Below are 12,250 nucleotides of genomic sequence, written 5' to 3'. Positions count from 1 at the left end.
GTCTCTCCACTACGATGTAGAACTCGTCCAGTCCTCCACCGTAGGTGGAGGTTTACTTTGATTGCAAGAAAAAGCGCCCCTTTGGGAGGGACGCTTTCCGACCGTGATGAACGGCATATCAGCCGTCGATCTGCGCGCCGATATAGGCGATAGCCTGCTGGTACACTGTCGCTGCATTCCAGCCCTGGATAGCCTTGAAGTTCGGCTGTCCCTGCTGATAGCCAGCGCCGCGCTGCCAACCATGACCGACGAGGAAATTCGCTGTCGACGCCAAGGCGTCTGCGCGCGAACGCACCATGTCGACGTGACCGTCACCGTCGCCATCCGCACCATAACGAATGACGTTCAGCGGCAGGAACTGCGTTTGGCCGATCTCGCCATGGGCAGCACCCTTTGCCGTGGTGGAAAGATCCCCGCGGGCAACAAGCTGAAGAGCTGCATAGAGTTGTTCCGTGAAGTAGTCCGAGCGGCGGCAATCATAGGCCAGCGTGGCTACGGCAGAAAGCGTATGCTGATCGCCGAGGAAGGAACCAAAGCCGGTTTCCATGCCCCAGATTGCAAGCAAAGGACCAGCCGGAACACCGTAGCGGCGTTCGATATTGGCAAACAGCGCTGCATTGGCAGACTTCATGCTTTTGCCACGCGAGATTATCGCCTGTCCACCGCGCTTCTTCATGAACTCGTCAAACGAAAGCTTGAAGCTTTTCTGGCCGCGGTCAGCCCGGATGGTCGGCCGGTTATACTGCACATTTGCAAAAGCCGTCTCGAGCACGGATGGGGAAATTCCCTTGGATGGGGCAACCCGCTTGAAATTATCCACCCAGGCATTGAAACCCGAGGCATCATTTCCGCAGGATGCAGCCTGAGCCGCACTGACGCTGAGGAGCATTGCGAGGGCGGCAACACCGCCAGCGATTGATTTCAACATTCGTTGATCCCATCCGTTGCAGAACCGCGGCTCTTCGCACCACCAGGGTTCCAGTTTCTGTCGAGGTTATGGCGAGAGGCTTCGTCGCGCACAACTCAACCACTTATGAAATGATCGTGAACTGTCCAGAGAAAAGCCCCGCTCGTGAGAGCGAGGCTTACAGAAACATGGTTACGAAACGGTAAGTTTATGCCGCCTTGCTGCGCGGCTTGATAAGACCACGATTGACAAGAAGCTCTGCAATCTGAACGGCATTCAGTGCTGCACCCTTGCGCAGGTTGTCTGAAACGACCCACATGTTGAGGCCGTTTTCAACGGTAGCGTCTTCGCGGATACGGGAAATATAGGTTGCATCTTCACCCGCGCATTCGACAGGCGTGATGTAACCACCGTTTTCATGCTTGTCGATGACAAGGCAACCAGGAGCTTCGCGCAGAATATCACGCGCCTGATCGGCAGTGATTTCGTTCTCGAACTCGATATTGACGGATTCTGAGTGACCGATGAAGACCGGCACGCGAACCGCGGTGCAGGTAACCTTGATCTTCGGATCCAGCATCTTCTTGGTTTCGGCCAGAACCTTCCATTCTTCCTTGGTGTAGCCGTCTTCCATGAACACGTCGATATGGGGAATGACGTTGAAGGCGATGCGCTTGGTGAACTTCTTGGATTCAACCGGGTCTGCTACGAAGACGGCACGCGTCTGGGTAAAGAGTTCGTCCATGCCTTCCTTGCCCGCACCGGAGACAGACTGGTAGGTCGAAACGACGACACGCTTGATCTTCGCGACATCGTGCAAAGGCTTCAGGGCAACGACAAGCTGCGCCGTCGAGCAGTTGGGGTTTGCAATGATGTTCTTCTTTGTGAAGCCGGCAATCGCATCCGGGTTCACTTCCGGTACAATCAGCGGCACTTCCGAATCATAGCGCCAGGCGGATGAGTTATCGATGACGACGCAGCCCTGTGCGCCGATCTTCGGCGACCACTTCTGCGAAATCGTGCCGCCAGCGGACATCAGGCAGATGTCCGTGTCGGAGAAATCGTAATGGTCGAGATTGGAGACCTTCAGCGTCTTGTCGCCGAAGGAAACCTCCGTGCCCTGACTGCGGGCGGAAGCCAGCGCGACAACTTCTGATGCTGGAAAACCGCGTTCGGAGAGGATGTTCAACATCTCCCGACCGACATTGCCGGTCGCGCCGACGATTGCAATCTTGAAACCCATGTTACTGCTCTCTTTCTCTTCTCTCCTCGGATGTCGGAGGGGGGAACCACGGAAACGCGCCGTGTATCCCTTATCCCCGGCCAGACCGGGGAGAGAGCGGTGGGCCAGAGACGTCAGACGGTTTTCGTCGTCGTTTTGGCCGTGGTTTTTTCGGATGCGGGTGCAACGGGAAGCGATCCGGCTGGTCGAGCCGGTTGGCAGAAGGCAGCGATGTGATTGTCGCAGCGATACATTCTTGCTTCCTTTCGACTGAACTCATTAGAAGATTTCGTGATGAAGTCAAGACCTCGCTGGGCCGTTGCCGGACTTCGACTGGACAAGTCAAGCCACACCTTCTAGAGCAGGTCCAGTAAAAGTGCATCAGCGGTTTTACGTCCGGACTGCGTAAAAACAAAGAGATAGAGCATTGCAGGTGATCCCGTTTTCACCGGAAATGCTCTAGAGCAGGCGCCATCGGGGAGAGAACACGCATGCTGGCCAACATTGCCATTCTCATCGGCTGCTTCGCCGTCAGCGCAACCTGCGTCTATGTCATCATCCGCAACGCAGCGGCGCTTGGCCTCATCCAGATCCCGCTTGCAAGGTCGTCTCACGTGAAACCAACTCCGGCAGGGGGCGGGGTTGGCATCGTTATCGCTGCCTGCAGTGCGGCAGTTCTGTTACCAGGAGGAGGCCTCAACGATCTGGCGCTCCTGGCGCTTGCGCTGGTTGTCGCGATCGTTGGCTTCATTGACGACCGTCATCCGCTTCCGGCACGACTGAGGCTCATTGTCCAGGCAACGGCCGTCATCGGGGCCATGCTCCTCACTCAACCGCTTGGGATACTGAGCGGCGGTTCAAGCCTCCTTCTTATGGCTGCAATCGCTCTACTTCTCCTTATCAGCGGAGTCTGGTGGATCAATCTTTTCAATTTCATGGACGGAATCGATGGAATTGCAGGGCAGCAGGCCGTGACGATGATGGTGTCTGCGATGACACTTTCCTTCCTGCAGGATCCCGCAGCCTTCGATCAATGGCCCTGGTGGATGATGGCAATCGTCACGGTTGCCACACTCGGTTTCCTGGTATTCAATTGGCCTCCTGCAAAGATCTTCATGGGTGACGCAGGCAGCACTTTTCTAGGATTCATCATCGTGGCACTGGCGTTCCAGACCTTGGTGCAGGACTGGATGACACTGCCACAGTGGCTGTTGCTCGCCCTTCTGTTTGCAACTGATGCCACAACGACACTGATTGTCCGGTTTCTGGGCGCCGACAGGCTTTCACAGGCTCATCGTGCACATGCCTATCAGCGCCTTTCCCGGCGCTTCGGAGGCGCGCGGCCTGTCTCCACAGCAGCGTTTTTCATCAATCTTCTGATCCTTCTGCCGCTGGCGATGATCGTGCCGCAGGGTATCACGGGATGGTGCATCGCCCTCGTCGCCTACGGCCTCGCGATTTTGGTTGTGCTGGCGGCGGGGTGCGGGCTGGCTGACGACGTATCGTCATCACTACAGGCCTATCGCGCTCGATGTGTTCGGCTGAACGGCAGGAAGCCGACATGATGCTTGTTACCGGCGCCAATGGATTTGTGGGTCGTCATCTGTGCGATGAACTGCATTACCGGAATATTCCGTTCCGGCCAGTCACACGCAATGGCGCAAACGCGACGACAGCGATTGGCGATATCAGCCGGACTACGGACTGGTCGACGGCTCTGCAAGGGATCGAGACTGTCGTGCATCTTGCGGCCCGCGTGCATGTCATGTCCGAAACGGAAGCGGACCCACTGGCTGCCTTCCGCGCGTTGAACGTGGAGGCCACGGTCAATCTGGCACGGAAGGCACAGGCCGCAGGGGTGCGCCGCTTCGTTTTCGTCAGCTCCGTCAAGGTGAATGGCGAACGAACAAGTCCGGGAATGGCATTTAAGGCAAGCGATCATCCGGCACCGGAGGATGCCTATGGTCAATCGAAGGCTGAAGCAGAAGCACAATTGCGGAGACTTGCTGACGAGACAGGGCTTGAGGTCGTCATTATCAGGCCTCCACTGGTCTACGGGCCGGGCGTGGGCGCCAATTTCAGGCTGCTGATGCGATGGGCAGCAAGCGGCCTACCCTCCCCCTTCGGCCTCTGCCAGAACAAGCGCTCGCTGATCTATGTCGGAAATCTGGTTGATCTCCTCATCAGGGCGGCAAAAGCAGAGATGCCGAACGAGAGAGTGTTTATGGCAAGTGACAGAGAGGATTTGTCGACGGCAGACCTTTTCTCCAGGTTGGCACGCCTACAAGGCCGAAATGGATTGAATCTTCCAGTACCCCCAGCCCTTTTGCACGCGATGGCTGTCGCCCTCGGGAAACGCTCCTATAGCGACCGCTTGCTTAGCAATCTCCAGGTCGATATAGGCAAGACGGTCGAAAGCCTGGGATGGTCACCACCATTCAAGGTCGACGACGCCTTGAAGAAGACCGTTCTGGGATTACCCTCGCGAGAATGACATTTCGTTGATGCGGAGTTTGCGCCGCTTGATATGCCCACAATAACAGGGTTCCCGCCGGATAGACGATGCTTCACTTTTTGCGCCATATCATCGAAAGCATGCCGCGCTTCTGGAAGCGAGTGATCCTGATCGGTTACGACTGTGCTGCGCTGATCATGGCGATCTGGGCAAGCTATGCCCTGCGCTATGCTGTCTGGGATCCGGTGTGGACAGACGAGCGCATCTTCCTCGCACTGGCAGCACCCATCATTGCCATACCAATCTTCATACGGCTGGGCCTCTATCGCGCTGTGCTGCGCTATTTGCCCGATACGGCCATCTGGACAATCCTCCAGGCCATGGCGGCAGCCACCATGCTCTGGATCCTTGTCGTCTTCATGCTGGAGATGTCCGGGCGCGGCGTCGTTCCACGCTCGGTCCCGTTCTTCTATTTCGCGATCGGCACGACACTCGTCGGCGGCTTTCGGTTTGCCGTGAAGCTCATACTGAACCAGGGTACCGGCATGCGCCGGGACGAGCATCCAATTTTCATCTACGGCGCAAGCGCGTCCTCGGTACAGCTCGCAACCGCGTTGCGCGGCAATGGCAATCGATATGTCGTCGGGTTGCTGGATGAGGATCCGAACCATCATGGTCGCGATCTTGGTGGATATCGCGTCTACAATCCGGCCAATCTACCAAAGCTGATCGATCAATATGGCGTCGAGGAAATCATCCTCTCGCTGTCGTCGCTCTCGGCAGATCGGCGCAAGAGCGTGATCAGCAGCATCAGCGGTCTCGGCGTCAAGATCCGGACAGTGCCAGACATTACCGACCTCGTGGATGGACGCTATCTCGCCAATCAGATCCGTGAGATCGAGATTGACGAATTGCTTGGTCGCTCCTTCGTGCCGCCGGATCCGAAACTGCTCGGCAGGATCCTTGAAAATCGTACAGTGATGGTGACAGGGGCGGGCGGATCGATCGGATCGGAACTCTGCCGCCTCATCGTTCAATGGAAGCCCAAGGCCCTCATTCTTTTCGAAGCCAATGAGTATGCGCTCTATATGATCGACCAGGAACTGCAGGCAACAGGGCGCTGCCCCGTCATTCCGGTTCTGGGATCCATCACCCATGAAGCGCGCGTGCGCGATGCCATTTGCCAGCACAAGGTGGATATTCTTTACCACGCGGCAGCGCACAAGCATGTGCCGCTGGTCGAAGCCAATGCCATCGAGGGCATAGAGAACAACATTTTCGGGACGGCAACCGTTGCGAAGGTTGCCTTCGAGGAAAACATCGCAGACTTCGTTCTCATCTCGTCCGACAAGGCGGTTCGCCCAACCAATGTCATGGGTGCCACCAAGCGCTGGGCCGAACTTATTGTACGCCAAATGGCGCTGAAGGCGCGGGAACTGGGTCGCGAGCAGAATTTCTGTGCGGTTCGCTTCGGGAACGTTCTGGGCTCGAACGGCTCCGTGGTGCCGCTATTCAAGAAGCAGATCGCCAATGGCGGACCTGTGACGGTGACCAATCCGGACATGCGTCGTTACTTCATGTCGATTCAGGAAGCGGCCGAACTGATTGTTCAGGCCAGCGCATTGTCACAAGGGGGCGATATATTCCTGCTGGAAATGGGTGAACCGGTCCGCATCGGCGATCTGGCGGAGAACATGATCCGACTTGCAGGGTTTGCGGTCAGGGACGCCAAGAACCCGGTTGGCGGGATCGAGGTCAAGGTGACAGGCAGTCGCCCCGGCGAAAAGCTTTTCGAAGAATTGTTCTACGATATGGCAAACGCCATGAAGACCGAACATCCCAAGATCCTGCGTGCAGATTCCAGCGCCATTGCCAAACTGCCGCTCAAAGAAGCACTGGACGACCTTTGCAACGCGGCCCGGCGTCGGGACGAAGACAAGGCCCGCGACATCCTGTTTTCCTTTATCGGCATGGATCCGGAAAACGACCCGGCAAAAGCCTGATCCACATCCTCTGCTTATTTTAGTGCGATAGAGCCTGCTCCACCGGTCAGGCGCAAGCCGCTGCGCGGGCGAGGGAAATTCCGCTCCATCTTCCTGAACAGCAATCCGTATCGCGCAAAAACGCTGGCAAACAACAGAGCGAACCAGGCGCCAAGAGCCAAGCCGGCAATGACGTCGCTTGGATAATGCGCCCCGACCATGACGCGAGAAAAGCCAAGCCAAAGCGCCAGAATAAGAGCAGGCAGGCGCAAGACCGGAGCCAGAAGATAAAGGCTCATCATGATGGCGCCGATGGTTGTGGCATGACCGGACGGGAAACTTGCATAAAGATGGCCGCCCTCGAACGGCGCAAACGTAAACGTGCTTTCAAGCGCCGGTCGGGTTCGCCCGATCAGCCATTTCAAGAGATTGGCAGTCAGGCCCGAGATGGCGACCGTCAGAATGACGTAGCTCGCCACCTGCATGATGAGTGAGGCATTGTAGCGAATGCTACGGCAATCGGCGGCTCGTAGATGTTTAAGCGCCTGCAGAAGCAGGACGCCAGCCACGGCAAAGATCCATCCGGAATTACCGACTTCGGTAATGACTGTCCCGAAGGATTTGAGCTCCGAGTGCGTAGAGCGAAAAAAGCGGGCGACAGGTTCGTCGAAAACAAAAGCGGACAGAAGCGCGATATTTCCGCCGAGGATCAGCCACTCAGGATGATAATCGATCGGACTATGACGATGTCTGTTAGAACGCCGGACGATGGACTTGAGCATCGGGCCACCTCATCGCTGAAAATGGCCTTGGATACACGAGCTACGTAACAGCAGTTTGATGCCCGTGTCCCTACAGCGCGGCGTATTCGATCGAACGCGTGAACGACGCTGTAAGACTTTGACTTGATGCATGTCGCGCTCAATCGAATCCGATTGAGCGCGACATGCATTAGGTTCAAATGCAAACGCCCTGCAGATGCAGGGCGTTGCAATCGTCATGAATGAAAATTGGCTCAGGCAGCGAGAGATTTGAATTCTGCCAGAATGGCATCGCCCATTTCGGCGGTGCCAACACGTGTTGCACCTTCAGCCATAATATCGCCGGTACGGATGCCCTTGTCGAGAACGTTGGCGATCGCCTTTTCGAGGCGATCGGCTTCCGCAACCATGTTGAACGAATAGCGCAGGCACATGGCGAAGGAAGCAATCATGGCGATTGGGTTTGCAATGCCCTGACCTGCAATATCCGGTGCCGAGCCATGCACAGGCTCATAAAGCGCTTTCCGCTTGCCGGTCTTTGCATCCGGTGCGCCGAGCGAAGCAGACGGCAGCATGCCGAGAGAGCCGGTCAGCATGGCGGCCACGTCGGACAACATGTCGCCGAAGAGGTTGTCGGTTACGATCACGTCAAACTGCTTCGGCGCACGAACGAGCTGCATACCGCCGGCATCCGCCAGCATATGGTCCAGCTTCACATCGGAGAACTTCGCCTTGTGGGTCTCGGTCACAACCTGGTTCCACAGCACGCCAGACTTCATGACGTTACGCTTTTCCATGGAGCAGACGGCGTTCTTGCGCGTGCGTGCGAGCTCGAATGCCACCGACGAAATACGCTCGATTTCATAGGTATCGTAAACCTGCGTATCGATTGCGCGCTTCTGGCCATTGCCGAGATCGGTGATTGTCTTCGGCTCTCCGAAGTAAACGCCGCCCGTCAGCTCGCGAACGATCAGGATATCGAGGCCTTCAACCAGTTCAGGCTTCAGGGAGGAAGCATTGGCAAGTGCCGGATAGCAGATAGCCGGACGCAGGTTTGCAAACAGTTCCAGATCCTTGCGCAGACGAAGCAGACCGGCTTCCGGACGCACTTCGTAAGGCACGGCATCCCACTTGGGGCCACCCACCGCACCAAACAGAACAGCATCGGCCGCCATGGCCTTTGCCATGTCGTCTTCGGAAATGGCCGAGCCATGCGCATCATAGGCACAACCGCCAACCAGGCCTTCTTCAGTTTCGAAGCCTGTATTCATGGCTTCATTCATATAGGCGATGATCTTGCGAACTTCGGCCATGGCTTCCGGGCCGATACCGTCACCGGGAAGAAGGAAAAGCTTGTGAGACATCAATCATATCCTTGGCAAAAGCAGGCTCAACTCTGCGCTGCCGTCAGCCAGCGCTCCTCTCCTCACCTCGCTCGAGCCTGCCGCAGAACGAGAGCAAAAGAAAACCCGGTTCCGTGGAGAGCCGGGTTCATTTTCCATCCATTTCAGAGCCAGGGGCGTTCGGCCTGTACCTTGCTCTCAAAGCTTGCGATTGCGGAATCGCTCTTCAGCGTGGTGGCAATGTCGTCAAGGCCTTCCAGCATGATGTGCTTGCGCGCGGGGTCGATGTCAAAGGTGATCTTGCCGCCGTCCGGACCAGAGATTTCCTGCGCTTCCAGATCAACAGTCAAGACTGCGTTGGAGCCACGCGAGGCATCATCCATCAGCTTGTCGAGATCATCCTGCGAAACAACAATCGGCAGAATACCGTTCTTGAAGCAATTGTTGTAGAAAATGTCTGCGAAGGACGTGGAGATCACGCAGCGGATGCCAAAATCCAGAAGCGCCCACGGAGCATGCTCACGCGAAGAGCCACAGCCGAAGTTATCACCGGCCACCAGAATCTTGGCATTTTCGTACTGGGGCTTGTTAAGAACGAAGTCAGGGTTCAGCGAACCATCGTCCTTGTAGCGAGCTTCAGCAAAAAGACCCTTGCCGAGACCCGTGCGCTTGATCGTCTTCAGGTAATCCTTCGGGATGATCATGTCCGTGTCGATATTGACGACGGGAAGCGGCGCAGCAACGCCGGTAAGCTTGACAAATTTTTCCATGATCTGCCTCCGCGAGACTTATAATTCGGAAGCTGCCATAGACCAAATTGCAGGGGATTTGAAGACCGGATTAACGTCAAACAGTACTAAAGCGAGGCCAATCAGGCATATCGCATGAAAGTACAAGGCAGTTTCACCCATACTTCAGACCCATGGGAAGAAATGCTCTCGAGAGGCACTCCACTCAAGCGCCTCATCAAAAACCCGTCCAGGGATTAGAGATCGATGATTGTGCCTCGGCCATCGTTCCAGACGCGCATCTCGGACTGGGACGATTTCGCCTTGGCGCGCACGGGTGCAGGTTTAAGGCGGGGCGTCATGGCTTTCACAACGGTAAAGACGGCCAACATTCCGGCAAAGGCGAGCGTGAGAGACGCTGTCAGCACAACAAGTGTACCGATCGCAGCAATACCGACCAGACCATAGAGGAGTGCACGAATGTTCTGCATGATAATCAAAGCCTTTCTTCTGTGGGAAATGTGGGCCTTAATCTTGAGTCTTGCAAGGGCTTTTGCATTTCTGCGCTATTGCATCGCATCACAAAGGTTGTCACAAAGTTGCGATGACTGAACGTGCTTCTTCTCTTCCCGTTCTGCAACGATCTCTCCTCAGCGTTCCTGCATCGAATCAGCGGGCGCTGGAAAAGGTTCGTATGCTCGAATGTGATGGTGTGATCCTCGATCTGGAGGATTCCGTGGCAGTCGAGAAAAAAGCCGAAGCCCGCGACAATCTGCGTCAGTTCTTTTCGACAGGACGGATTGCTGATTGCCTCACCATCATTCGCGTCAATCCGCTAGCTTCGGAGTTTGGAGCCGAAGATATAGCCCTCGCGCGAGAATTGGTGCCGGATGCGGTTCTCATTCCCAAGCTGGAAACTCTCGCAGAGCTCGAGGCCTGTGAGACGCAACTTGCCGGCACTTCGCCCTCACTGGCAATATGGGGCATGATCGAGACGCCGAAGGGCATCCTGAATGCTGGGATGCTGGCTGCCGCCCGCCGTGAAATTGCGCCAAGACTTCAAGGCTTCGTGGTGGGGCTGAATGATCTGCGCAAGGAAACCCGCGTTCTGCCGAAGCCCGACCGGGCCTACCTTGTTCCGTGGCTCATGCAGGTCGTGCTGGCAGCCAGGGCTCACGATCTCACCGTCATCGACAGCGTATTCAACGATTTTCGTGATGGCGAAAACTTCGAGAACGAGTGCCAGCAAGGCCGTGAAATGGGGTTCGATGGCAAGATGCTGATTCATCCTGCCCAGATCGAACCGGCAAACCGGCATTTCGGCCCTTCCGAGCAGGAGGCTGCAGAAGCAAGGGCCATTCTCGAAGCCTTCTCAAAACCGGAAGCGTCTCAACTCAATGTCATCAATCTCGACGGACGAATGATCGAGCGGCTGCATCTTGAACAGGCAGAGCGATTGATCGAACAATTGCACATCATTGAACGAAGAAAGACGAGAATATGAAAGTCTACCGCTTCCTCACTGGACCAGATGATTCCAGCTTTTGTCATCGTGTAACGGACGCCCTTAACAAGGGCTGGGAACTTTATGGCTCGCCATCCCACACGTTCAACGCAGCAGAAAACAAGCTTTACTGCGGTCAGGCAGTTGTAAAAACGGTAGATGGCAAGGAATACGATCCAAGCATGAAGCTGGGTGAGCAGTAATTTTATAATAAGGAGTGCGAATGCCTGATATTCTGACGCTATCTACATTCGCCCTCCTTGCTCTGGGCATGGTTTTGACGCCAGGGCCGAATATGGTCTACCTGATTTCGCGTTCCATTTGTCAGGGGCCGAAAGCGGGCCTGATATCACTCGGCGGTGTCGCGCTCGGTTTTGTATTTTATATGATGTGCGCCGCCTTCGGCATCACGGCCATCGTCATGGCTGTGCCTTACACCTATGATGCGCTGCGGATTGGTGGAGCGGTCTACCTGCTTTATCTGGCATGGCAGGCGGTAAAACCCGGTGGAAGATCGCCTTTTCAGGTGAAGGATCTGCCGCAGGACACCACTCGCAAACTGTTTGCCGTGGGCTTTGTGACCAATCTTCTTAATCCGAAGATTGCCGTCATGTATCTTTCCCTGCTGCCGCAATTCGTCCAGCCTGATCACGGTAGTGTCCTGGCACAATCGCTGGCACTAGGCACGACGCAGATCATCATCAGCGTTACAGTGAATGCTATGATTGCACTGGCAGCAGGATCCATCGCGGGCTTTCTATCCAGCCGCCCAAGCTGGATCATGGTTCAGCGCTGGCTGATGGGAACTGTTCTTGCCGGTCTTGCCATCCGTATGGCAACGGAAGCGCGACGCTGAGACGAAAGAGGCGGTGGATCAGCCCGTGCGATCCGCCGCTTCGTCAGCGCTTTCCTCAATGCGTTCCATGTCATCGTCACTGAGGCCAAAGTGATGGCCGATTTCATGAATGAGAACATGGGTGATGATATCGCCCAGCGTCTCGTCATTTTCAGCCCAGTAGTCGAGTATAGGGCGTCGATATAGGCGGATGCGGTTGGGAAGCTCACCCGTTTCCATGGTGAAACGTTCGGAAATTCCACGCCCTTCGAAGAGACCCAGAAGATCGAAAGGCGTTTCCAGCGCCATGTCCTCAAACACTTCATCATCGGGAAAATCTTCGATCTCGATGATCAGGTTCGTCGTCAGCGCACGAAATTCTTCCGGAAGATTGCCATAGGCCTCGATTGCCAGCGACTCGAAAGTGCTGATGGTTGGGGCGTGGCGATCCCGCCAATCATCTGTCTGGTCAACACGGGCCATAACTGCTCCTTTTCTTGACCCCATATAAGG

The 12,250-nt window shown here is 55.9% G+C and carries 13 protein-coding genes; 6 read left to right on the top strand and 7 right to left on the bottom strand.

Annotated features, from left to right (window positions below):
- Nucleotides 1-118: 118 nt before the first annotated feature.
- On the bottom strand, nucleotides 119-928 hold the full coding sequence (locus E8M78_RS03220; RefSeq protein ID WP_062557226.1) for a lytic transglycosylase domain-containing protein: 810 nt from the start codon (nucleotides 926-928) through the stop codon (nucleotides 119-121).
- 187 nt (nucleotides 929-1,115) lie between these two features.
- The gene (locus tag E8M78_RS03215) at nucleotides 1,116-2,150 is read right to left on the bottom strand and encodes an aspartate-semialdehyde dehydrogenase (RefSeq protein ID WP_137133688.1); all 1,035 of its coding nucleotides are present in this window, start codon (nucleotides 2,148-2,150) and stop codon (nucleotides 1,116-1,118) included.
- Nucleotides 2,151-2,620: 470 nt separating this feature from the next.
- On the opposite strand from E8M78_RS03215, the gene E8M78_RS03205 reads away from it, so the two are divergent.
- The 3 genes from E8M78_RS03205 to E8M78_RS03195 all read left to right on the top strand — a co-directional run bounded on the left by E8M78_RS03205 (nucleotide 2,621) and on the right by E8M78_RS03195 (nucleotide 6,587).
- Entirely contained in the window at nucleotides 2,621-3,694 is a 1,074-nt protein-coding gene (locus E8M78_RS03205; RefSeq protein ID WP_137133687.1) for a glycosyl transferase family 4, read from the top strand.
- Entirely contained in the window at nucleotides 3,691-4,623 is a 933-nt protein-coding gene (locus tag E8M78_RS03200; RefSeq protein WP_137133686.1) for an NAD-dependent epimerase/dehydratase family protein, read from the top strand. The genes E8M78_RS03205 and E8M78_RS03200 overlap by 4 nt, the downstream gene beginning before the upstream one ends.
- Nucleotides 4,624-4,691: 68 nt before the next feature.
- Entirely contained in the window at nucleotides 4,692-6,587 is a 1,896-nt protein-coding gene (locus E8M78_RS03195; protein ID WP_137133685.1) for a nucleoside-diphosphate sugar epimerase/dehydratase, read from the top strand.
- A 14-nt stretch (nucleotides 6,588-6,601) separates the two neighbouring features.
- Here E8M78_RS03195 and E8M78_RS03190 read toward each other — a convergent pair whose 3' ends face one another.
- From E8M78_RS03190 to E8M78_RS03175, 4 genes are all read right to left on the bottom strand, one after another.
- Nucleotides 6,602-7,348 carry a phosphatase PAP2 family protein gene (locus E8M78_RS03190; RefSeq protein WP_137133684.1) on the bottom strand — a complete coding sequence of 249 codons (747 nt, stop codon included), beginning with the start codon at nucleotides 7,346-7,348 and terminating at the stop codon, nucleotides 6,602-6,604.
- A gap of 233 nt (nucleotides 7,349-7,581) precedes the next feature.
- Nucleotides 7,582-8,694, bottom strand: a complete 1,113-nt coding sequence (gene leuB / locus E8M78_RS03185) for a 3-isopropylmalate dehydrogenase (protein WP_170973305.1) — start codon at nucleotides 8,692-8,694, stop codon at nucleotides 7,582-7,584.
- Between the two features lie 140 nt (nucleotides 8,695-8,834).
- Nucleotides 8,835-9,440, bottom strand: a complete 606-nt coding sequence (leuD, locus tag E8M78_RS03180) for a 3-isopropylmalate dehydratase small subunit (protein WP_062557233.1) — start codon at nucleotides 9,438-9,440, stop codon at nucleotides 8,835-8,837.
- Nucleotides 9,441-9,655: 215 nt separating this feature from the next.
- Nucleotides 9,656-9,889 (bottom strand): hypothetical protein, encoded by a 234-nt coding sequence (locus E8M78_RS03175; protein ID WP_137133682.1) that lies wholly within the window; start codon nucleotides 9,887-9,889, stop codon nucleotides 9,656-9,658.
- Between the two features lie 113 nt (nucleotides 9,890-10,002).
- Here E8M78_RS03175 and E8M78_RS03170 point away from each other — a divergent pair, with 113 nt between their 5' ends.
- Genes E8M78_RS03170 through E8M78_RS03160 form a run of 3 tightly spaced genes read left to right on the top strand, consistent with a single transcriptional unit; the run spans nucleotide 10,003 to nucleotide 11,758 of the window.
- Nucleotides 10,003-10,902 (top strand): CoA ester lyase, encoded by a 900-nt coding sequence (locus E8M78_RS03170; RefSeq protein WP_137133681.1) that lies wholly within the window; start codon nucleotides 10,003-10,005, stop codon nucleotides 10,900-10,902.
- Nucleotides 10,899-11,105, top strand: coding sequence for a DUF1737 domain-containing protein (locus E8M78_RS03165; protein ID WP_137133680.1), 207 nt, complete (start codon nucleotides 10,899-10,901; stop codon nucleotides 11,103-11,105). The genes E8M78_RS03170 and E8M78_RS03165 overlap by 4 nt, the downstream gene beginning before the upstream one ends.
- A 20-nt stretch (nucleotides 11,106-11,125) precedes the next feature.
- Nucleotides 11,126-11,758 carry a LysE family translocator gene (locus E8M78_RS03160; RefSeq protein WP_137133679.1) on the top strand — a complete coding sequence of 211 codons (633 nt, stop codon included), beginning with the start codon at nucleotides 11,126-11,128 and terminating at the stop codon, nucleotides 11,756-11,758.
- 18 nt (nucleotides 11,759-11,776) lie between these two features.
- Here E8M78_RS03160 and E8M78_RS03155 read toward each other — a convergent pair whose 3' ends face one another.
- Nucleotides 11,777-12,220 (bottom strand): metallopeptidase family protein, encoded by a 444-nt coding sequence (locus E8M78_RS03155; RefSeq protein ID WP_062557238.1) that lies wholly within the window; start codon nucleotides 12,218-12,220, stop codon nucleotides 11,777-11,779.
- Nucleotides 12,221-12,250: the final 30 nt, after the last annotated feature.

Source organism: Rhizobium sp. FKY42 (genome assembly GCF_005222835.1).
In the GTDB taxonomy this organism is placed as follows: Bacteria; Pseudomonadota; Alphaproteobacteria; order Rhizobiales; family Rhizobiaceae; genus Neorhizobium.
This window is presented reverse-complemented; position numbering and strand designations above follow the sequence as displayed.

Coding starts and splice junctions, on each gene's coding strand:
- E8M78_RS03220 (WP_062557226.1), bottom strand. CDS start 928: ATGTTGAAATCAATCGCTGGCGGTGTTGCCGCCCTCGCAATGCTCCTC.
- E8M78_RS03215 (WP_137133688.1), bottom strand. CDS start 2,150: ATGGGTTTCAAGATTGCAATCGTCGGCGCGACCGGCAATGTCGGTCGG.
- E8M78_RS03205 (WP_137133687.1), top strand. CDS start 2,621: ATGCTGGCCAACATTGCCATTCTCATCGGCTGCTTCGCCGTCAGCGCA.
- E8M78_RS03200 (WP_137133686.1), top strand. CDS start 3,691: ATGATGCTTGTTACCGGCGCCAATGGATTTGTGGGTCGTCATCTGTGC.
- E8M78_RS03195 (WP_137133685.1), top strand. CDS start 4,692: ATGCTTCACTTTTTGCGCCATATCATCGAAAGCATGCCGCGCTTCTGG.
- E8M78_RS03190 (WP_137133684.1), bottom strand. CDS start 7,348: ATGCTCAAGTCCATCGTCCGGCGTTCTAACAGACATCGTCATAGTCCG.
- leuD (WP_062557233.1), bottom strand. CDS start 9,440: ATGGAAAAATTTGTCAAGCTTACCGGCGTTGCTGCGCCGCTTCCCGTC.
- E8M78_RS03175 (WP_137133682.1), bottom strand. CDS start 9,889: ATGCAGAACATTCGTGCACTCCTCTATGGTCTGGTCGGTATTGCTGCG.
- E8M78_RS03170 (WP_137133681.1), top strand. CDS start 10,003: ATGACTGAACGTGCTTCTTCTCTTCCCGTTCTGCAACGATCTCTCCTC.
- E8M78_RS03165 (WP_137133680.1), top strand. CDS start 10,899: ATGAAAGTCTACCGCTTCCTCACTGGACCAGATGATTCCAGCTTTTGT.
- E8M78_RS03160 (WP_137133679.1), top strand. CDS start 11,126: ATGCCTGATATTCTGACGCTATCTACATTCGCCCTCCTTGCTCTGGGC.
- E8M78_RS03155 (WP_062557238.1), bottom strand. CDS start 12,220: ATGGCCCGTGTTGACCAGACAGATGATTGGCGGGATCGCCACGCCCCA.